Source organism: Flavobacterium aquicola, assembly GCF_003385115.1.
In the GTDB taxonomy this organism is placed as follows: Bacteria; Bacteroidota; Bacteroidia; order Flavobacteriales; family Flavobacteriaceae; genus Flavobacterium; species Flavobacterium aquicola.
In genome coordinates this window covers 248,909-267,332 of the sequence record NZ_QUNI01000003.1, presented here as the reverse complement: position 1 = coordinate 267,332, position 18,424 = coordinate 248,909, and the positions used below count along the sequence as shown (strand labels likewise).

26 protein-coding genes are annotated in these 18,424 nt (G+C 35.9%); 23 read left to right on the top strand and 3 right to left on the bottom strand.

Annotated elements, in window-relative coordinates; genetic code table 11:
* Positions 1-48 precede the first annotated feature (48 nt).
* Genes C8P67_RS06270 through C8P67_RS06260 form a run of 3 tightly spaced genes read right to left on the bottom strand, consistent with a single transcriptional unit; the run spans position 49 to position 2,518 of the window.
* Positions 49-513, bottom strand: a complete 465-nt coding sequence (locus C8P67_RS06270) for a phage protein Gp36 family protein (protein ID WP_115811477.1) — start codon at positions 511-513, stop codon at positions 49-51.
* Complete coding sequence (locus C8P67_RS06265) at positions 513-2,087, bottom strand: hypothetical protein (protein WP_211319893.1); 1,575 nt, start codon at positions 2,085-2,087, stop codon at positions 513-515. Before C8P67_RS06265 ends, C8P67_RS06270 begins: the two co-directional genes overlap by 1 nt.
* On the bottom strand, positions 2,087-2,518 hold the full coding sequence (locus C8P67_RS06260) for a transposase (protein WP_170141418.1): 432 nt from the start codon (positions 2,516-2,518) through the stop codon (positions 2,087-2,089). The genes C8P67_RS06265 and C8P67_RS06260 overlap by 1 nt, the downstream gene beginning before the upstream one ends.
* A gap of 127 nt (positions 2,519-2,645) precedes the next feature.
* On the opposite strand from C8P67_RS06260, the gene C8P67_RS06255 reads away from it, so the two are divergent.
* The 23 genes from C8P67_RS06255 to C8P67_RS06150 all read left to right on the top strand — a co-directional run bounded on the left by C8P67_RS06255 (position 2,646) and on the right by C8P67_RS06150 (position 18,369).
* A complete protein-coding gene (locus tag C8P67_RS06255) occupies positions 2,646-3,758 on the top strand; it encodes a Clp protease ClpP (protein ID WP_115811473.1) in 1,113 nt (370 codons plus the stop codon).
* Complete coding sequence (locus tag C8P67_RS06250) at positions 3,758-4,678, top strand: hypothetical protein (protein ID WP_115811471.1); 921 nt, start codon at positions 3,758-3,760, stop codon at positions 4,676-4,678. The genes C8P67_RS06255 and C8P67_RS06250 overlap by 1 nt, the downstream gene beginning before the upstream one ends.
* 17 nt (positions 4,679-4,695) lie before the next feature.
* A complete protein-coding gene (locus tag C8P67_RS06245) occupies positions 4,696-5,085 on the top strand; it encodes a hypothetical protein (protein WP_115811469.1) in 390 nt (129 codons plus the stop codon).
* A gap of 20 nt (positions 5,086-5,105) precedes the next feature.
* On the top strand, positions 5,106-6,362 hold the full coding sequence (locus tag C8P67_RS06240; RefSeq protein WP_115811467.1) for a DUF2586 family protein: 1,257 nt from the start codon (positions 5,106-5,108) through the stop codon (positions 6,360-6,362).
* Entirely contained in the window at positions 6,362-6,781 is a 420-nt protein-coding gene (locus tag C8P67_RS06235) for a hypothetical protein (protein ID WP_115811465.1), read from the top strand. Before C8P67_RS06240 ends, C8P67_RS06235 begins: the two co-directional genes overlap by 1 nt.
* An 86-nt stretch (positions 6,782-6,867) precedes the next feature.
* Positions 6,868-7,209 carry a hypothetical protein gene (locus C8P67_RS06230; RefSeq protein WP_115811463.1) on the top strand — a complete coding sequence of 114 codons (342 nt, stop codon included), beginning with the start codon at positions 6,868-6,870 and terminating at the stop codon, positions 7,207-7,209.
* 59 nt (positions 7,210-7,268) lie between these two features.
* Positions 7,269-7,394 (top strand): hypothetical protein, encoded by a 126-nt coding sequence (locus C8P67_RS22410; protein ID WP_262511445.1) that lies wholly within the window; start codon positions 7,269-7,271, stop codon positions 7,392-7,394.
* Positions 7,394-8,044 (top strand): DUF6046 domain-containing protein, encoded by a 651-nt coding sequence (locus C8P67_RS06225; protein WP_115811461.1) that lies wholly within the window; start codon positions 7,394-7,396, stop codon positions 8,042-8,044. Before C8P67_RS22410 ends, C8P67_RS06225 begins: the two co-directional genes overlap by 1 nt.
* The gene (locus C8P67_RS06220) at positions 8,044-9,051 is read left to right on the top strand and encodes a hypothetical protein (RefSeq protein WP_115811459.1); all 1,008 of its coding nucleotides are present in this window, start codon (positions 8,044-8,046) and stop codon (positions 9,049-9,051) included. Before C8P67_RS06225 ends, C8P67_RS06220 begins: the two co-directional genes overlap by 1 nt.
* Entirely contained in the window at positions 9,048-9,536 is a 489-nt protein-coding gene (locus tag C8P67_RS06215) for a hypothetical protein (RefSeq protein ID WP_115811457.1), read from the top strand. The genes C8P67_RS06220 and C8P67_RS06215 overlap by 4 nt, the downstream gene beginning before the upstream one ends.
* Positions 9,536-9,751 carry a hypothetical protein gene (locus C8P67_RS06210; RefSeq protein ID WP_115811455.1) on the top strand — a complete coding sequence of 72 codons (216 nt, stop codon included), beginning with the start codon at positions 9,536-9,538 and terminating at the stop codon, positions 9,749-9,751. Before C8P67_RS06215 ends, C8P67_RS06210 begins: the two co-directional genes overlap by 1 nt.
* A gap of 2 nt (positions 9,752-9,753) precedes the next feature.
* Positions 9,754-10,041, top strand: coding sequence for an oxidase (locus C8P67_RS06205; RefSeq protein WP_115811453.1), 288 nt, complete (start codon positions 9,754-9,756; stop codon positions 10,039-10,041).
* Positions 10,038-10,583, top strand: a complete 546-nt coding sequence (locus C8P67_RS06200) for a phage holin family protein (RefSeq protein ID WP_115811451.1) — start codon at positions 10,038-10,040, stop codon at positions 10,581-10,583. The genes C8P67_RS06205 and C8P67_RS06200 overlap by 4 nt, the downstream gene beginning before the upstream one ends.
* Entirely contained in the window at positions 10,558-10,860 is a 303-nt protein-coding gene (locus tag C8P67_RS06195) for a LysM peptidoglycan-binding domain-containing protein (protein WP_115811449.1), read from the top strand. The genes C8P67_RS06200 and C8P67_RS06195 overlap by 26 nt, the downstream gene beginning before the upstream one ends.
* The gene (locus C8P67_RS06190; RefSeq protein WP_115811447.1) at positions 10,860-11,705 is read left to right on the top strand and encodes a nucleotidyltransferase; all 846 of its coding nucleotides are present in this window, start codon (positions 10,860-10,862) and stop codon (positions 11,703-11,705) included. Before C8P67_RS06195 ends, C8P67_RS06190 begins: the two co-directional genes overlap by 1 nt.
* Positions 11,695-12,186 (top strand): hypothetical protein, encoded by a 492-nt coding sequence (locus C8P67_RS06185; protein WP_115811445.1) that lies wholly within the window; start codon positions 11,695-11,697, stop codon positions 12,184-12,186. Before C8P67_RS06190 ends, C8P67_RS06185 begins: the two co-directional genes overlap by 11 nt.
* Positions 12,179-12,961, top strand: coding sequence for a hypothetical protein (locus tag C8P67_RS06180; RefSeq protein ID WP_115811443.1), 783 nt, complete (start codon positions 12,179-12,181; stop codon positions 12,959-12,961). Before C8P67_RS06185 ends, C8P67_RS06180 begins: the two co-directional genes overlap by 8 nt.
* Before the next feature lie 6 nt (positions 12,962-12,967).
* On the top strand, positions 12,968-14,983 hold the full coding sequence (locus tag C8P67_RS06175) for a hypothetical protein (RefSeq protein ID WP_115811441.1): 2,016 nt from the start codon (positions 12,968-12,970) through the stop codon (positions 14,981-14,983).
* A gap of 4 nt (positions 14,984-14,987) precedes the next feature.
* Positions 14,988-15,629: a hypothetical protein gene (locus C8P67_RS06170; RefSeq protein WP_115811439.1), complete on the top strand. Its 642-nt coding sequence runs from the start codon at positions 14,988-14,990 to the stop codon at positions 15,627-15,629.
* Positions 15,629-16,033 carry a hypothetical protein gene (locus C8P67_RS06165; RefSeq protein ID WP_115811437.1) on the top strand — a complete coding sequence of 135 codons (405 nt, stop codon included), beginning with the start codon at positions 15,629-15,631 and terminating at the stop codon, positions 16,031-16,033. The genes C8P67_RS06170 and C8P67_RS06165 overlap by 1 nt, the downstream gene beginning before the upstream one ends.
* Entirely contained in the window at positions 16,030-16,536 is a 507-nt protein-coding gene (locus C8P67_RS06160) for a glycoside hydrolase family 73 protein (RefSeq protein ID WP_115811435.1), read from the top strand. Before C8P67_RS06165 ends, C8P67_RS06160 begins: the two co-directional genes overlap by 4 nt.
* Before the next feature lies 1 nt (position 16,537).
* Positions 16,538-17,137 (top strand): hypothetical protein, encoded by a 600-nt coding sequence (locus C8P67_RS06155; protein ID WP_115811433.1) that lies wholly within the window; start codon positions 16,538-16,540, stop codon positions 17,135-17,137.
* 254 nt (positions 17,138-17,391) lie between these two features.
* On the top strand, positions 17,392-18,369 hold the full coding sequence (locus C8P67_RS06150; RefSeq protein ID WP_211319892.1) for a DNA cytosine methyltransferase: 978 nt from the start codon (positions 17,392-17,394) through the stop codon (positions 18,367-18,369).
* The last annotated feature ends 55 nt before the right edge of the window (positions 18,370-18,424 follow it).

The following is an 18,424-nucleotide window of genomic DNA, read 5'->3' as shown; positions in this document are numbered from 1 at the left end:
ATTTTGATGTCTTACAATCGAGTTTAAACGTGTTTTAAATCGCTTTATCTACCATTTGTTATCGTTGTATGTGTTTTTGCTGGATAATCTAAAATTGTCTTTGACTTCGCCTGTAGTTTCGTCTTTCATTAATGGAAGGTCAGCGTAGCCTTTACCTTCTGCCATCATTTTGAGCCATTCGATAACATCTTGGTATCGGTTCGAGCGATGCTCTGGAATCTTGTTTGGAGCAATCGAGCAATACAAATGATATAAAGCGCAATCAATAGTTATCATTACGACATAGGCGTTACGGCTGTCCAGTTGTTCGCTGTTGTCGTCTTCAATTGGTTCTGGAAGCGGTGTAAAAATCAAAGCCACATCATAACGCCCGGCTAAATAGTTTTTGATTTGAGCAATTGCCATTTGTTCGGCACTCAATAGCTTGGTTTCGCTGTAATTTTCCAGCAATATGTTTTTGATTTCGGTTCGAATCAAAACGGCATAATCGGTGTCTTTTAAAAATCTGCTCATTAGTATCTATTTGGTTTGTCTTTTAATAATTCCTGTCTGCTTTTGGTTTTGGGTTCAAATTTGGTTACGAAAGTGATTTGATTTACTTCTACTATTGCAGATTGTAACGCATCGGGACCATCATCATTTGCACCACTTCCTTTTTCAAAAGCATACAATTGCTCGAGTAGCATATCAAAGTCAACTGATTCTTTGCATTCTTCATTAAACCAAATATTAGCACGTTCAAAATAGCCCATCATACTTTCGATACGGTCAAATTTGCCGTCTTTACTTTTTTTATCCGCTGCAACTGGAATGTACCAGCCACGCTCATCGCCTTCAAGGTCGAAATCATTGACAAACTCGTCTTGAGCAAATAAACCCTCAATTCGGTATCGGCAATTGTATTTTAAAAAGTCGTTTTGTTGTACAAAATCATACAGCCATTTAGCTACATTCATTCTCGAAGTTTTACGAACATAAGCGGCTAAAACGTGAAATTCACGCCCAATTTTACCCACTAGAATCATAGCTTTATAATCTCCAGCATCTTTATAACTTAAATCGCCATAGAAACACATTCCTTCGTATTTATCCCATTCTAATCTCCTTTTCCATTGGATTTGTTCAGGTTTAAACATTTCTCCATCTTGAATATGGACGTGCATATATTCACGCATAAAGGAGCGATAAGGAGTTTCTTCGTATTTATCACGCCAATACTGGGAGTTTGTTTTTTCTGGCCAAGTAGGTTCGAAAGTGTGTAAATCTTTTACGGCTTTGGCAGTAACTATAAAGTGTTTTATTTTTCGTTTTGCCTTTAATGCCTTTTCATTAATTTTTTCAAACTCCTTTTTTAATTGATTAATGATGGTGTTTTTATGAAAGTTATTATTAGCCACAATAAAGCGTTGTCTTTCACCTCCTTCGTCAAAACAACCTCTTAAATCCTCCCACGCCCATTCGTAAGCTTCACGAGAAAGCTTATCGTTTTTAACTCTTTTACGAGTGTCAACATCATCCATTAAGATGTAATCGGGACGGTTTTCTTCTTCACTTTCTCCACGAGGTGATTGTCCGATACTCATTGCTTTGAACTTTACACCGTCTGTTGTGGTAAAATCGCCTGATGTCCAATCGCCATAATTAAAACGCTTACCATAATCGTTGATTAATCGGGTATTCGATTTTAATTGTGCCTGAATTTTACCAATCAGTTTTTTTGCTTTTGTGTCAGTTTGACCTATAAGCATCATATAAAACAAATCTTTTGTGTAGTATAAAAACAAAGGAATTCCCATCCCTAAATGCACACTTTTTGCACCTGATCTAAATATTTCGCCAAGAAGGCTAATAATTTTATTAAATATGATTAAGAACGCCATTTCTTTATGATAAGGCGCACACGGACTTTTTGCATAGTTGGGAAAGTAATATTCAAACCACGCTATATAATCGCCTTCAAGTCTTTTGATACGGTCTAGTTTATCCTTAGGCTTTTCATTGATGTCGATGGTTGTGGCTTTCTTGATCCTAACACAATGCGCATCGTATTCCTTTATCAGTTTTTCCCATTTTGGACTCATTGCCATTATCCTTCCTGATTAATTTTAAACAAAATGAACTGTTTGTGATATTCTGTAAATAACACGGCTGTTTTTGGGTCTTGGTCTGCCATCCAGTTATCAAACTCTTTGAATACAGAAAAGACAATTTGCACACTTGTGCTACTGGATAATGTTTCGATTACCTTGTTAATCTTTGCTAGTGCATCAGCATCTATAAGCGAAACGCCGCCTTCAGCAACTGTTTTTAATTCTTTAATTAGTATTTCCCGAATTTTATGGGGCGATGCTAACATTTCGGCACGCTTGTCTTCCCAACGGCCGTCTTTTCTCCATTTTGACAAAGTTTGTTCCGATACGTCAAGTTGTTCGGAAATGGCTTTTGCCGTCATTCCGTCTTCAACAAACATCTTTTCGGCCATAACTTTTTTAGCCTGATTGGTAAGCAAATTTGACATGTTTTTATAGTGATTTAAATGCAAAAATCCCATTAAATAAAGGGTTAAGCCTTAATTGTTGCAACCCTTGCGAACAATTTTTTATGCCCTGTTTTATCCTTACATCTTTGCTGAAAAGTTTTAGAAAATGATTTTTAGAGTCCAAGAAAATACTATCACAGCTTACGGTACAATATGGTCTGGAAATGGGATGGAATTTGTTTCATTACTTTCTCTAGTAGAAGCCAAACATAAAGAGATCACTATAAAGCTTCATACTTATGGAGGTTCAGTTTTTGATGGTAACCTAATGGCAAATGCACTAAGAGATTCTAAGTCTAAAATAAGACTGGAAATTGTTGGTATTGCTGCATCAATGGGTTTTGTAATATCATTATATCTCAAAGATGTTTACATGGTTTCTAATGGTTATTTAATGGCACATGCTCCCTCTGGATATACAGAAGGAACAGCATTAGATCATGAAAACAATGCTAAGTTGTTGCGTTCCATTGAAAAAAACTTCATCAAAATTCTTATTGAGAAAACAGGGAAAACAGAAAGCTATGTAAAGAAATGGCTTGTAGGTGACAACTGGATGGATGCTGAAGAAGCTAAAAAAGAAGGCTTAATTAAAGACTTCTTAGACCCTGAAACTGAAACGGAAGATTTTAATCCTGAACAATTAGGAATGACCGAAACCTATAACCGTTTTTCTGCTTTACTAAATCCAAAAAATGATTTACATAATAATTTATCAGATACTATGAAAAAACCAATAATTGAAGCTCTAGGCCTAATAGGTGTAGATGCTAACAGTTCAGATACAGCAGTTATTGATGCTGTACGAAATCACTACGATGCAAAAATCACAAAAGCAGAAGCTGATTTGAGAATTGCCAATGAAAAAGTTGTAGTTGCTGAAGCTGCATTAAAAGAACAAAGCAAAACAGCTATTACTGCAGTAATTGAAGCAGCTAAAAAAGCGGGTAAAATTACTCAAGACCAAGTGGCTACTTATGAAAGTATTGCTGAAGCTTCAGGTATTGATGCTTTGAATACGGTTCTTGGTGCCATTCCAGCACGCAATCCTATCACTTCGCAAATACAAAATCAAGGAGGTGCTAATAACGCTCCAGTAGGTCGTGATGACTGGGATTTTGACAAATGGCAGAAAGAAGATCCAAAAGCCTTAGAAGCTATGGCCGGAAAAGAACCGGAAAAATTCAAAGAATTGTTTAACGCAAAATATAAAAAATAATGGCAGATTTAGTTGATGGATTATGGCTTGAGCAATTTGTAGAGCCTCAGCTTTTAGAAGAATTTAGAAACTATAAGGATGACTTTATAGGGACTTTCAAAGCGCCTTCTGAGGATGCAATTGATAAAGATGGTATCAAGTTCAATAAGTTAATTAATGAAATAAAATTTCATGTTAACAAGGATACTGCTTTTGAACCAGTTGACATCCCTAATAAAAAGGGTTTAGTTGAATGGGATAAATTAGATACAGACTTAACTGTAGTATCTGATAAATCAATGCGAGCTTTAGCTTTTGATAAAGAAAGTGAATTAAGAAGATTGCATAATGAAGCCTTTAGAATGGGTGTTCGAGATTATGCGTTGAGAAAAATTGCTCCAAAAGCGAATACTTCAGGAACTCCAATTTTAAGAACAACTGGAGTAGATGATGGGACTGGTAGAAAAAGAATGACGTATTCTGATATGATTAAATATTACAGCGTCCTTGAAGGTTTGAATCTTACAGATTGGGCTCAAGCCTTTATGATTCTTTGCGCTGAGCACCGTCAAGATTTGATCGAAGACAGAGGAAGTACAAATAACATTCGTGATATTGAAATTGACAAGAATACAGGAGAATTAAAGCGATTTTTCAAACTAAAGTTTTTTGAAAATAATAGCTCTGTGAAATTTACTGCGGGTGATGCTCCTGTTTCTGTAGGTGCTGTTTCTCAAACCACACATAGAAATGGTTCTTTGTTCTATTACGCTCCAAATATTGTGCATCACATCGAAGCGGTCAAAGTGCTTTACAAACCGATGATTCAAGATACGAGAAATCCTGACCCGCAATCTGAATTACGTTTGCATTGCTACGGTCTTACAGACAAAAAGCAGGAATATGGTGTGGGTGCGTTAGTTTCTGGTATTGTTGTTTAAATTTTCATGTAAGTAAGATGATAGATAAAACTACATTGAAGCAAGAAGCTGATAAGCTTTTTGCTTCTACATCCTACGAAGTGTTGTGGGGAAGTCCAGCAGGCGAATTTTTTACTTCTGAAAAAATTGGAAGTTTGAGCCTAAAGGAAGGTCAAAAGCTTATTAAGTTTGAAAAAACAGAAACAAAAGAGTTGAACGCAAACGACACTATTGCTAAAATTAAAGCAGTGACTTCATTAGAAGCTTTGAAAGAGTTTGAAGGCGATGAGCGTAAATCTGTTAAATCAGTTTATGACTGGAAACAAAAACAACTTACTGAAGCTATTAACGTAGTTGGTGCAAAAACGGTAGGAACTGCACCTGCAGTTGCAGGGAACGGAAACACAGACACCGACACCAAAAAGTAAATTTAAAACCAATTTAAACAATGTCAAATTTAGACGGTGTAAATATAGGAAAGGGCAAAGTAGGTGCTAATAGACTAAACAATGATAGACGGGTTTCGGCTATCATTGTGGGGTCTCCTGCTATTCCGGGTTTAGCATTCAAAGAGACTATTCAATTTTTTGGTTTATACGATGCTGAACAAAATGGAATTACTCCTGCCTTTGATGAAGAAAACAACGTAAACGTGTATCGACACGTGCGTGAGTTTTATAGAAACGCAGGCGAAGGTGTTCCGTTAAACTTTATGGCAGTTGCGCAAACGGAAACGTTGAAAACAATTGCTCAAGATACTGCAGGCGATAAACTGAAACGTTTGCTTATCGATTCGGATTACAAAGTACGTCAATTGGCGATTGCTTTTAATCCTATCGAGGATGAAGAAAATCCAATCGTTCACGTTGACGGTTTAGTTCCTGAAGTATTCGATAGCATTCCATTGGCACAAGGAACTGCAGAATGGGCTTATGATCAGTTTATGCCTACTCACATTTTTATTGAGGGTTATAACCTTAACGGGTTAGCTTCTGTAGTTCCTGATTTGCGAGATATTGAAAATGTTGAAGCAACAAAAGTAACCTTGGTAATTGGTCAGGACTGGCAATATGCAGAAACCAAAACAGGCGATGCTCAAAAGTTTGCCGATGTAGGTACAATTTTAGGAGTTTGCGCAGCTGCTGCTATTAATCAAAATATCGGTGACAATGAAGCTTTCAATTTAACCGATGCAACCAAACAAGCTTGGTTGGTCCCTGGACTATCAAATCACAAAACCAATAAAGAGGTGTATGCCGAATTACAGACTTTTGAAAACAAAGGTTATGTATTCGGGGTTACTTATCCTGGTCTAGCGGGTGTGAGAATTAACAATGATCACGTTTGCGCTCCTGTAAAAATTGACAGCGAAGGCAATATGAATGAGCATACCATTGCTTACGGTCGTGTGATGGATGATTGTGCTAGACAGTTGAGAACGGCTTATTTGCCAAAAATCAAAAAGACTTATCCAGTAAACGCTGCGGGAAAATTGCCTACTGGTGTACGTGTTACATTGGAAACCATTGGCGATGATATTTTTGCTGATATGGTTAACGCTGTAGAATTGTCTGCAGGAAAAACAACCGTTGATCCTGAAAGTGATTTGCTGGTAGCTAAAGAGTTGAAAGTAGCTTTCAATATACAGCCTACTGGTGTTCTTGGCTACTTAAACGGAACTATTAACCTTAAAGCGAAACAATAATGGCTACAATTACAAGAAACGGAAAAGCCTACGATAGTGCCGATTGTGAATGTTTTATGAATGCTGTACCAATTGAAATCACTACAGCTACTTACGGAAACGAGCAAGAACATCAATTAAACCACGGTTTAGGGTCTAACGCATCCAGCTGGAGTAGAGGCAAAATAACACCAAGTTGTACGATAGGAATTATGATGCACGACATCACGCCTATTGAGTTAGCGGCTAAAGGTGGCAGTATCTTGAATATTGCGCCTTTCTACATGGTTTTCACATTTACCAACGAATTCAACATCATTGTTACCGATCGTGTTTTGGTCAAGTTCCAAAACGAAGGTCGTGAAGTTACTGGCGAAATGGGGCTTAAAAAAGAATACACAATGTTCGCTCTAAAAGTAGAATTGAACGTAGCAGCATAATTACACATTCATTTTCATTTTTCACTCGAAGCCCTCTTGAATTATGGGAGGGCTTTTTTTAAATCAAATTTAAACACAATAATATAATGGCAAATTTAGAAGCTAAAAAAGATACAAAAAAGCAAGTCAGTCAAGAAGTGATTGAGAGAGTAGGCGGCGTTGAAAGATTACAGCGTATTGAACTTCCATTAGATGATGATGGTAATGATTTCATTGAGGTTATTGTTTGTATTCCAACCCGTGCGACTATGGGAGAATATCTAAAGTACAATAATGTCAATCCTGCCAAAGCTCAAGATATTTTGGTTAAAAACTGCCTGCTTACAGATAAAGAGCAAGTGCTGGCAGATGATGCTTTATTCTTGACTTGTGTAAGTGCATTGGCAGAACTGATTCCAATTAGACAGAAGGTAATAAAAAAGTACTAGCCGACTGTACAGGACTTATACAGGATGATGGCTTTGACAACTCTTTCAAAATTGATGCTATGATTAGCCACATTCTGCACATTCCATTTCCTGAACAGTTGGATGATGTTGTTTGGGCTCAAAAATGGGCTCAAGTAAAATGGTTAATTGAAAACAAGATGGTCGCTCCTAAACAACCCGTGTAATGCCTATAACTGATGCTTATAAACACGTCTTTGATGATGTGACGGCTTTTCCTAAAAATATCACTATTGATTTAGTAGCTCGCTATGCTGCTGCCTTCGGGATGATGGCAGCGGGCAAAGCGATTGAAAAGGTTTTTATTGAGAAAAAGGAAAACAGAGATTACAATTTCAAGTATTTGCCTTTGCAAGATGGAGGAATAGAATATGTAAAGTTTTATGTTCCTGGACTCGAACCTTTAGAATTTAATGCACTGTTACACGGTGCTAGAGGGACAATTTTTGCTCCTCCTTTATTGATGGGTTTTGACCAAGAAAAATCACTAATCGAAACCGAGGTCAATGATGATGATCCAATAGTAGTGGAACTCTGGGGTACAAAGCCTTGGAATATCACAATAAACGGTTTGTTGATTGATTTAGATCATCGGATTTATCCAACGGATGAAGTACGAAGGTTAAATCAAAACTGGAAAGTTAATGGAGTGATTAAAGTGGTTGGACTTCAATTTGAAGAGAGAGATATTGATAGTATCTATTTCCGTTCCATAAGTTTTACTTCAGTAGAAGGTTATCAAGACACGGTACAATTTTCGATAAATGCAAGTTCAATAAAAGCCGTGAATTTCACGCTTTTGAAACCGAATAGTTAATGAATTATCTGTATTACAACATCAGTTTGAGAATTACGATTGCTGATAAATTACAGTTTACGGTTTGCCAGTCTATTCACATCGAATCCAGCGTACAAGTGCTGGCTAATAATGCTAAACTGGAATTGCCTAGGGAATTTAGAAATGCAGTTGACAAAGTGGGTAAATCTATAAATATTTCGGGAAAATCTATTTTGGATTTTATGAAACGTGGCGATGCTGTTAAAATTGAATTGGGTTATGATGGAAAGCTTGAGACAGAATTCGAGGGCTATATTACGAAAATTGGGGCAGAAATGCCTTTGCTTTTAGAATGCGAAGATGAAATGTTTCAACTCAAGAAAGCTCCTAGAGTTACAAAGTTTATAAAGTCCGGAAAGCTAATTGACATCTTGAAAGCCGTAGTACCCGATACATATAAAATTGAGTGTAACGGAGATTACAGTATAGGAAAATGGCTTATCGAAGATGCAACTCCTTACAACGTTCTGGAGGAGCTTCGGGACAAAGCAGGAATCAGAGCCTACTTCAAAAATCCTACTACTTTGTGTGTTGGGATGATTGTAGATTTTAAAGCCGAAACGGTTCATAAATACAATTTTAGCGAAAATGTGAGACGTGGCAGTAGTTTGAAATTCGAGCAAAAAGAGAGTAAACCTATCTTTTTGACAGTCGAAAGCAAACAAGCCAATGGTTCGGTTCTAACGGTATCGGTTGGCGAAAAAGGAGGCGATGAAAAGAAAATGAAGCTTTGGCCTAATATGACTAAATCGGAGCTTGAACTTTGGGCAAACAAGCAACAAACGAGCGTTTCTTATAGTGGTTTCGAAGGAAGTTTAGACGGTTGGTGTGAGCCAAGAACCAAGCCCGGACACGCAGCGCAATTGTACAGACCTTTTTATAAAGACAGACATCAAGATGGCAGGTATTTTATTGAAAGTGTAACCATTGATGTGAATGGTAGTGACGGCATAAAACGGACTAATAAATTGAGTTATAAGCTATGAGTGAATTTGACGAATTATTTAAACTAGCCGTAAATGGCTCAAGGAATAATAAACGAAAAGGCAAATTTACCTTAACTGTTGGAACTGTTAAAGCAGTCGAAGGTGATACTTGTACAGTCGATAATTATGAGGATGTTCGATTGAATGCCATAATTGAAGATACAAATAGCCAATTTACAGTTTATCCAAAATTAGGCTCGAAAGTGATTATTGGGCGTTTAGAAAATGAAGATAACGCCTTTGTTGTTGGGGTTTCGGAGATTGAAAAACTGATTATTAAAATTGATAATCAGGTATTCGAAATGAAGGATGGAAAGTTTACGATTAAAAGCGGAAACATTAGTCTTAAATCGATTTTAAACGATGGTTTTGACCAACTGGGTAAAGCTATAATAATGACACCATCCGGACCAGGGAAATTTTCAGCTGCAGACAAATTAGTATTTGCTGATTTAAAGGATAAAACAAATCAATTACTAAGCTAATGGCATTAAACGATATCGCATTTAAAAACAAAATAATCGCTCTGCAAGATGAAATGATTCAGGCTGATGATTATGACACCGCAAAGGTTGTATATGCTGAAAAATTGATGCTAGCAATAAAAGAATACATAATGTCAGGAACTGTTAGCGTAACTGTAACCACTACAGGAACGGCAACCAATCATACAGGAACAGGAACTGGAGCAATAAGCTAAAAATGAGACAGGATATATTGAGAGACGAAAACGGAGCTTTGGCTTTTGCTAATGGCGATTTTGCTACTGGCCAAAGCGATCAGCAACACGTTATGGACATTCTGGACTTACAGCCAGGGGAATTAAAAGAATTTCCTCTAGCGGGTTTTGGAGCTATCAATTATATCAAAAGAACAATTACTGCAGATGAGTTTAAACGTGATTTAAAACTTCAGTTAAACTATGATGGTTATAACAATGCAACCATTGACACCAGTAAAGGAATTGAAAATTTAAACATTGAAATATGAGAATGATAAATTATTTTTTAAAAGGATTCGGTTTTGTCTCCTTGGATGAGTTTCTAAAGAGTGCATTCGGGTTCATTTACACATCAACTTCAATCATTAAAATCGATTTAATAGTGGCTTTTATCTTCTCAACTGTTAGTTTCTTGTTTGGTTTCAATCATTTGTTTTTAATCGCTTATGTAGTCTTATTAATTTCCGAATGGTACACAGGAGTTCAGGCTTCAATGAAAAGAGGCGAACGCCACGAAAGCAGAAAGTTTGGCAGAATGATTTTGAAAATAGCGACCTATTTAGTCCCGATTTACATCCTGAACACTTTTGCTAAAAATGCCGATTTTATCAAAATAGTGGATATTGAATTAGATCCGTTTGCGTGGTTGTATTGGGCTGTTTTACTGGGTATTATTTGGCAGTTGTTGGTTAGTTTATTGGAAAATTTAGACAGTTTAGGAGTTCGTTATGCGAAGACATTAATTCGAATAATCAATAAAAAGTTTTACAAACAATTTGAATTAGATGAGCAAGATAACAGTATTACATAATCAGTCATTACAAGACATAGCATTACAGCGTTGTGGCACAATCGAAGCTATGTCCGATATAGTGAAACTAAACAATTTAAGTTGGACACCTGATTTAGTTCCTGGACAAATCATACAGATTCCTTCCAAAGATTATGGCTTTCAGGAAGTGATTAATTTTTTTAGTGCAAATAAAATAGACCCCGCTAACGCATTAACAGATGAAAACAAAGCCTTAATAGAAGGTAATTCAGGTATTGGGTTTTGGGAAATAGAAAACAATTTTATAGTACAATAATGGCTAGAACGGTAACACAAATACATGACGGAATGCTTACTGATATTACTTCAAACGAGGTTTTGTCAGAGTATTTAAACTCAAATAGCATCTATGCCATTTATAGGCTATTTACGTTCATTATTGCTTATGCTCTTTGGGTTTTTGAAAACATTTTAGATAATCATTTTTTTGAAATCAATGACAAATTAGCCAATCAAAAAGCTGGTACATTGCCTTGGTATCGTGCTATGGCTTTACGATTTCAATATGGTTTTGATTTAGTCCAGGACAAAGATTATTTTGATAATGATTATGCTAATACAGAACAAATTGAAAATTCTAAAATTATCAAATATTGTGCTGTGAATGAAGCCACAGACAGCAGTCGTGTAATTATTAAAATTGCTGGTGAAGTTGACGGAGTTCTTTCAGATTTTACAGACCCAGCACAAGTAGAAGCAATTGAAGCCTATTTCGAAGAAATTAAAGTGGCTGGTACTAAAATAACGATTATCAATTATAAAGCTGACAAGCTATTTTTAAACCTGAGAATTAAACGGGATGCCTTAATTCTTACGGATACTGGCATGAGTAAATTAAACGGAAACTATCCAATTAATGAAGCCTTGCAGGAGTTTATGAAGGAATTGAAATTTAATGGCGAATTACAGCTGTCGGCATTGATAGACAAAATACAATTGGTACCAGGCGTTTTAGATGCCACCATATTAAGTGCAGAAAGTTCTTGGATTGAGCCCGAACTAGATGGTTATGGAATCCCTCAGCCTATTTTCATTTCAAAGGTAGCCGAAAGCGGTTATTTCAAAATAGTAACATTTGACAATATAAGCTATGTGGTTTGAAATTAACTGGAACGTATTTGGAGTGCAAAACCTTCCTAATAAATGGCGTGATGTTCATTCTATATCTTTTTTAAAAATACTGCTTCGTCCTATTGATGAACTTTATTACAAGTGGTACAATTGGCGAATAGACAACATTTACAAATTAGATCATACAAACCAAATATGCTATTTAAGAGGTTCATTGAATGACAGATTTGACCCGATAGAAAGGCGGATTTATATAGGTGATGGTCTGTTTTATGAAACGCTGTACATTTTTACTGAAGCTGAAGAAAAAACGGTTTGGTTGCATACAGAATCTGAAAACGAAACGCTATGGTTAAGAACCGAATCTGAAACGGCTGATACGGGTTTAGACTTCATTGTCTATGTTCCTGAAGAATTATATAATGATGTTTATATAATGGAAGGTTTAAAGGCTCATATCAAATTTTACAAAGCTGGCGGAAAACGCTTTAATATTTTTATAGATGAATAGTACAAATTTTATACAAACTGGGGGTTGGCCACTAGATGCCGAAAGATTGCAGGAAATGCAAACGGCTTACTCAATTTTCAATTCGTTGGGAGCATTGGCGGGTAACTTGACCATTATTTCGGGTTGTGAAACCGTTGGTACTACTGTAGGAAACGGTTTTGTTTATATAAATGGGGAACTACTAGAATTTCGGGAGGCTACTGTAGCAGTAGGTTCTACTGTTATCATAATTGAAGAAGCTGTTAATAGAGCTTTTAAAAATGGTATCTCCAAGCAGGTGCATGCAATTCGTTATGCCACATTTGGCACGGCGGGAACGTCTTGGCTGTGGACTAATTTTAAAAAAGTAGATCCACTTACTGTGATGATGGGTAAAATTGCATTGCTTGAAAAAAAGACAGCAATTTTTACGGCGGGCGGTGCAGCTTTTCCGTGGTTTAGACCTATTAGTGAAATTCCTGCAGGATTTCAGGAAATAATCGATATCCGTGGTAGAACCATCATTGGATATGACCCTACTCAAACTGAATTTAATTCAATTGGTAAAGCGGCGGGGCAAAAAAACAAAACTCTTAGTATAGCAGAAATACCTGAACATGATCATGGATTGTCAAAAATAAAAAATTACACTTCAAACTTTGGTACTCATGGATTTTATGACCGATCGAATGGTGCTGGAGATGGCGCATTAAAAACAGACAAAACGGGTGGCGGTCAGTCTTTCTCAATTCTTAACCCCTACAAAGTAGCAGCATATATTGAATTTATAGGTTAAAAAATTATGGCAACAATATCAGAAATATACAACTGGTTTATGACCGGAAAGAAACCTACACAAGCACAATTTTGGGCTTCGTGGGGTAGTTTTTGGAATAAGAGCGAACCAATACCACAAAGTGCGGTTTCAAATCTTACAACTGTTTTGAATGCAAAATCAGAAAAGACACAGTTTGATGCTCATAAAATAGACCCAAATGCACACGCTGAGTCTATAGGAATGAAAACCGATAAAGGGGATTATGAAGGCACATCGGGAGATTTAGACAGCCGAATAGCAGCTATTGAAAACCCTGACCGTGTTTTGAAATTTGGAACAATTACCGTTACAGGACTTAACGTTGATATTGCCAGCAATGCTTTTTCTTGGGTCTTGAATAAGCAAGAGTTTTTAACTCCTGCTGTTTTTAACGACACTTTAGACGCTGCAACTACTGGAATGTATCGCTCCGATGTAGTTGTCGGTACACAAACAGGAGGTTATGATATTATCACAGGAGATGAAGCCGCAACGGGTGCGGGTGCTACTGAAAAAGCACCTCCTGCAGGAACTATTAGGCTAGGTTATATATTTCTGCAGGGCAATACGGTTCTAGGTTCTGGAAGTGCTCCAGCTGAAGAAAAATCAACTATTATTGATACTGATAGAATTGTTTTTGATAATTCACAAAACAGTTACGCAAAGGCTTCTATCAAATTATCGAATTTTAAAACGGTCTTAAAAGTGTGGCTTGATTCTTTTTTTAAAGATCGATATGTAACTATTGTTGATAATGTAACTACTGCTTACACGCTTCAACTTTCGGATGGAACAAAAAACACATTGATTCGGCACAATAACGCCTCAGCAATTACCGAAACAATTCCCGCTAATGCTACAGTAGCCCTCCCTATTGGAACTGAAATAAAGTCTATTTCTATAGGTGTTGGATTAAGAACTGTTACACCCGCAGCTGGTGTAACTATTCTAAATCATGTTTCGCTGACATCAGCTCAAAATCAAATGATGCGGTTTATTAAAACAGCAACAAATACATGGGTTGTTACTGGCGATGTTGGTTTTGAAAAAGATATAAAGTTGACAAATTACCCATCGACTAGGAATGATGGCACTTTGCCGACTAATAAGACTTTTTCTGTCGATAGCACCGGCAATTTGAAATTATATTCGATGGCTATTTTGCCTGCTCCATATATTGCAGAATTAATACCTGATTCATATTTACCCTCTACAACTGGTAATATTCAATTGCTAGGTGAGTTTTTCATTCCTGCAATGTGCTTGTCTGTTAATTTGAATAACGGAAATGGCATTCAAATAACAGGTCAAACGATAAACTATGCCACATTTGTAAATTCTCAAAAAATACTTTTGAATGTAACGACTGGTTCGGCAGAGGGAAGCTTTTCGGTTACGTGTAATAATGGTCTTAGTATTACTAAAGCCAATGCTTTATTGATAGTTTTGGGAACTGTTTTTACTCCAAAATTTAGTGATTGGACCAGTCAAATTAATATAGATGTTTCTGATACTGGAGTAGCAAAAATAGCTACTTATAATTCATTAGGTACTGCAAAAGCTACAAATATAACGATTAATCATTTGAAGAATTGGGAAGTTAGATTTTCATTTCAAAGAAGTCCTTTAGGTGATGTGCAAACTGCGTACGGGATTTATGAGTTTACGTTTAATTTACAAAATAGCGTTGGTAACAATATTATTCGCCATACTTTTTATGTAAATCATGTCGCTGGAAATATATATGTAACAGGTGCAACTGCAACAGAATCTAATTCAATTATAAAACAATTTGCCGTACCCGGAGCTGACATTGATAGATTAATCGCTTTTGAAGCTAAAACAATTCAAATACGTTTTATAAGTGGTATTTTATATACATACATTGATAATACTCTAGTTAAAACATGGACACAAACAGTAATCGATGATTTATTTATTACTGTTAGCTTAAAGCAATTTGATATTAAGGGAATAAAATACATTGAACTAGCAACTTAAAACCATGAGCGCACAATTAGTTATAGAATATATAGTAGAGCAACACGGAATTAATTTAAATACTTTGACCGATCAGGATTTTGGTAATTTTTCTTGGCTTAACGAACGTGAGCCTGTCTCAAACATGAAAGGCGAAAAGGTCTCCAAGTCTTATTATTACAAGAACACAAAAGAAGCTATCAGAATTGAGTATTCTAAGATTGTTGGAGATCACGAATACAACGGAGTAACTTATCCTGACACTTATCTAGGCTGGAAAAAATTTATGTGCTGGATAGATTGGGCGGGCGAAATTGCAGTTCGAAAAGAAATGCAGCCGTATTTCTTCAATTTAGAGCCTGTTTTTATTGGCGATGGCACAGAAACGATTATCGGATTTTCAAGCCAAAAAATGCGTAAATCAATGAAAGAGGAACGTTTTGCTGCAGATGATTATTTGCAGTCAAAAAATCCAATGTTGTATGATCTATTGTATAACAGGTACACCGATGAATACAACAGATATTTGAGAACTGGTAATAAAACCAGTTTGGTAACTGCTTTGAACGCTGAAAGTGATTCGGCTATTAATGCAGTTTTCAACAATGAAGTTTTTGGCTATGAGCCAATGACAATAAAAGAATTAATAATTATGAATTTACAGTAATGAAAAAATTATTTATTGAAATCTTGTTTTTAGTTGTTGCAGCAGTGGTTTTTCCTTTGCTGTTTGTAGTTGGCTTACTATATACATTGGGTAAGCATTTCTACTATTTAGATTATTCTTTATCTAAACAACTTGTGCCAATAATCAGAAGTATCAATCTTATCCTTGACGGCTTAGCCAATGCAGGAGCTGGAGAATTAATGAACGATGTTTACAAAGTAAGTGGATCAATAAAGTATGGTAAATGGTATCAAACTATTTCGGCTGTTACTGGCTTGCTTTTACTTCATATAAAGGATATAAAGCTTCGGTTATTCCTGGACAAAGTCTTAGGAAAAAACCATTGTATTGAGGCAATTAGTGAGGAGGATAAATATTATTATTATAAAAATCATATAGAATGAAACCAGAATTATTTGTAAAAATGAATCTTCCACACGCAAAGCAAGTGGAAGCAAAAACAGGAATTTTAGCAGTTGCCACTTTAACGCAGGCAGCGCTTGAAAGTGCTTGGGGTGATGTTGCACCAGGGAATATGTTTTTTGGCGTTAAAGACACTGATGGCGTTAACGGAAATGAGCAATTAATTACTACTAGTGAATATACAAGAAGTGCCAAAAACCCGATGCCTTTCCCTATCTCATCAACTCCAATTATTAAAAATGGTGTTAAAATGTTTAAGCATAAAGGGAAGGATTATTTTAGAAAATATGCCACACCTGAAGAATGTTTTAATGATCATGCTCAGTTTTTTTTAAAGAATAAAAGATATGTAAAAGCTTTGACTGTTAAGAACGACTATAACAGGTTTTTCGAAGAAATAGCCAAAGCAGGTTATGCAACTGATCCTAATTATGCAGACACTTTAAAAGCGGTGTCCAAATCGATTGTAAAGCACATTAAATAATATGAAAACATTAAAATATATACTATTAGCATTATTTGTTTTCAGCTGTAAAACTAAAACAGTTACACTTGAAAAAACTAGAGAAAAAGAGATTTCAGAAATGAAACGGCATTTCGATTCTATGTTTCGATTGTCAATAAAACATGAATTAGACTGGAAGAAAAGCCAATTAGCCGTTAACAGCAATATGGTTTTAACAAGTTTTGTGGAACTGGATAGCTCAGGCAATAGAAAGCCTTTCCATTTCAAACATTATGTTGATGGAGATTTAAAAGAAGAAATCTATTTAGAAGGTGGCGAAATCAACACCCAAACTGAAACCAAAGAAACAAAAGCAACCGAAAAAAAGGAGGAATCCAAAGTAGAAAAAGGCAGGATTGAGGTTGATGTCGGTGAGAAAAAAGCAACCGATAAACTTAAATTAGACAAAGCCAAAAAAGCAGAAACAAAAGGTTTTCAATTTGGATTCTATGTATGGTTATTAGTGCTGATTATAGTAATAATAATTCTTTCTTGGATTGCAAAAAAGTTCAAACTTCCTGATAAGTTTGTTTCATTATTCAAGACAATAGGCGGGTTAAAAAAGCCCTCCAACATTTAAAAAAACTTCCGAGGGTAATTTTAAATAGCAACAAAGCCACAGCGTTGGAGGACTAAATAAGTCTTCTAGTGCTGTGGCTTTGCTATTATAATTAATCCCTCGGACTGCAAATATACTACTTATGAAAAGAAGATTAAAACAAAAAGCATTTGTAAATAAAGAAATTTACATTGATAACATTAGAAAAGATTATGAAAAAATTAAATTACGATTGGTCAAAAAGCCATGATTATCCTAAGTTAAATGGACTCAAGGTGTTTGGTACTTTCGTATGTGGAGGTGGCTCTACTATGGGATATAAGTTAGCGGGATTCGAACACTTAGGGGGTGTTGAAATTGATAAAAGAATGGCTTTAGTATATCAAATCAATCATAATCCAAAATACTTTTATCTTGAAGATATTAGAGAATTCAATAATAGAACTGACCTGCCTAGAGTACTTTACGATTTGGATATTCTGGACGGTTCGCCACCTTGCAGTACGTTTTCAATGTGTGGAAAGCGTGAAAAAGGCTGGGGTGTTGAAAAGGTATTTAAAGAAGGGCAAAAACTACAGACATTAGATGATTTGGTATTTGTTTATTGCGAAACGATTGACAAGCTAAAGCCAAAGGTCGCTATACTTGAGAACGTTCCGGGCATTGTAGCTGGAAATGCCAAAGGCTATACCATTGAAATAGTGGAAAGGCTTAATGAATCGGGCTATGATGTTCAGATATTCCAGTTAAATAGTGCTACTATGGGAGTTCCTCAAGCGCGTGAAAGAGTGTTTTTTATTGCTAGACGAAAGGATTTAGGTTTCAGTCCATTGGTGTTGGACTTCCAAGAACCGCCAATACTCTTTAGTGATATTGTTGAAAAGAATTCGACAACTCATAAGCCTTTGTGGCCATCAATTAGCATAAGATGGCCGTATATAGAAAAAGGCGATCAGAATATGAAATTTGCCGATGCTAAATACCGAAACAAAACAACATATAATGCTTTCTTTAGTACAACAATACTTTATGATAATGTTGTAGCACCTACCTTAACGAGTTCGGGAACTACAGTGTATTATGATGAGGTTAGGAACTTAAATGATGAAGAATACAGAAGGATGAGCAGTTTTCCTAAAGATTATGATTTTAACGATATGGACGCTAGATATGTTTTAGGAATGAGTGTACCGCCATTAATGACCGCACATATAGCAAGTGAAATAAAAAATCAGTGGTTTTCTAACTGCTAGAATACTACATAAAGATACAATAAAACAACAGATTACACTAATATTTAATTAATAA

What these genes read in the sequence shown, in the direction of transcription:
- C8P67_RS06205 (WP_115811453.1), top strand. Translation starts at nt 9,754, where the DNA reads ATGAGACAGGATATATTGAGAGACGAAAACGGAGCTTTGGCTTTTGCT.
- C8P67_RS06230 (WP_115811463.1), top strand. Translation starts at nt 6,868, where the DNA reads ATGGCAAATTTAGAAGCTAAAAAAGATACAAAAAAGCAAGTCAGTCAA.
- C8P67_RS06160 (WP_115811435.1), top strand. Translation starts at nt 16,030, where the DNA reads ATGAAACCAGAATTATTTGTAAAAATGAATCTTCCACACGCAAAGCAA.
- C8P67_RS06155 (WP_115811433.1), top strand. Translation starts at nt 16,538, where the DNA reads ATGAAAACATTAAAATATATACTATTAGCATTATTTGTTTTCAGCTGT.
- C8P67_RS06235 (WP_115811465.1), top strand. Translation starts at nt 6,362, where the DNA reads ATGGCTACAATTACAAGAAACGGAAAAGCCTACGATAGTGCCGATTGT.
- C8P67_RS06210 (WP_115811455.1), top strand. Translation starts at nt 9,536, where the DNA reads ATGGCATTAAACGATATCGCATTTAAAAACAAAATAATCGCTCTGCAA.
- C8P67_RS06175 (WP_115811441.1), top strand. Translation starts at nt 12,968, where the DNA reads ATGGCAACAATATCAGAAATATACAACTGGTTTATGACCGGAAAGAAA.
- C8P67_RS06225 (WP_115811461.1), top strand. Translation starts at nt 7,394, where the DNA reads ATGCCTATAACTGATGCTTATAAACACGTCTTTGATGATGTGACGGCT.
- C8P67_RS06240 (WP_115811467.1), top strand. Translation starts at nt 5,106, where the DNA reads ATGTCAAATTTAGACGGTGTAAATATAGGAAAGGGCAAAGTAGGTGCT.
- C8P67_RS06250 (WP_115811471.1), top strand. Translation starts at nt 3,758, where the DNA reads ATGGCAGATTTAGTTGATGGATTATGGCTTGAGCAATTTGTAGAGCCT.
- C8P67_RS06220 (WP_115811459.1), top strand. Translation starts at nt 8,044, where the DNA reads ATGAATTATCTGTATTACAACATCAGTTTGAGAATTACGATTGCTGAT.
- C8P67_RS22410 (WP_262511445.1), top strand. Translation starts at nt 7,269, where the DNA reads ATGATTAGCCACATTCTGCACATTCCATTTCCTGAACAGTTGGATGAT.
- C8P67_RS06190 (WP_115811447.1), top strand. Translation starts at nt 10,860, where the DNA reads ATGGCTAGAACGGTAACACAAATACATGACGGAATGCTTACTGATATT.
- C8P67_RS06170 (WP_115811439.1), top strand. Translation starts at nt 14,988, where the DNA reads ATGAGCGCACAATTAGTTATAGAATATATAGTAGAGCAACACGGAATT.
- C8P67_RS06260 (WP_170141418.1), bottom strand. Translation starts at nt 2,518, where the DNA reads ATGTCAAATTTGCTTACCAATCAGGCTAAAAAAGTTATGGCCGAAAAG.
- C8P67_RS06270 (WP_115811477.1), bottom strand. Translation starts at nt 513, where the DNA reads ATGAGCAGATTTTTAAAAGACACCGATTATGCCGTTTTGATTCGAACC.
- C8P67_RS06215 (WP_115811457.1), top strand. Translation starts at nt 9,048, where the DNA reads ATGAGTGAATTTGACGAATTATTTAAACTAGCCGTAAATGGCTCAAGG.
- C8P67_RS06185 (WP_115811445.1), top strand. Translation starts at nt 11,695, where the DNA reads ATGTGGTTTGAAATTAACTGGAACGTATTTGGAGTGCAAAACCTTCCT.
- C8P67_RS06200 (WP_115811451.1), top strand. Translation starts at nt 10,038, where the DNA reads ATGAGAATGATAAATTATTTTTTAAAAGGATTCGGTTTTGTCTCCTTG.
- C8P67_RS06265 (WP_211319893.1), bottom strand. Translation starts at nt 2,087, where the DNA reads ATGGCAATGAGTCCAAAATGGGAAAAACTGATAAAGGAATACGATGCG.
- C8P67_RS06255 (WP_115811473.1), top strand. Translation starts at nt 2,646, where the DNA reads ATGATTTTTAGAGTCCAAGAAAATACTATCACAGCTTACGGTACAATA.
- C8P67_RS06245 (WP_115811469.1), top strand. Translation starts at nt 4,696, where the DNA reads ATGATAGATAAAACTACATTGAAGCAAGAAGCTGATAAGCTTTTTGCT.
- C8P67_RS06180 (WP_115811443.1), top strand. Translation starts at nt 12,179, where the DNA reads ATGAATAGTACAAATTTTATACAAACTGGGGGTTGGCCACTAGATGCC.
- C8P67_RS06195 (WP_115811449.1), top strand. Translation starts at nt 10,558, where the DNA reads ATGAGCAAGATAACAGTATTACATAATCAGTCATTACAAGACATAGCA.
- C8P67_RS06165 (WP_115811437.1), top strand. Translation starts at nt 15,629, where the DNA reads ATGAAAAAATTATTTATTGAAATCTTGTTTTTAGTTGTTGCAGCAGTG.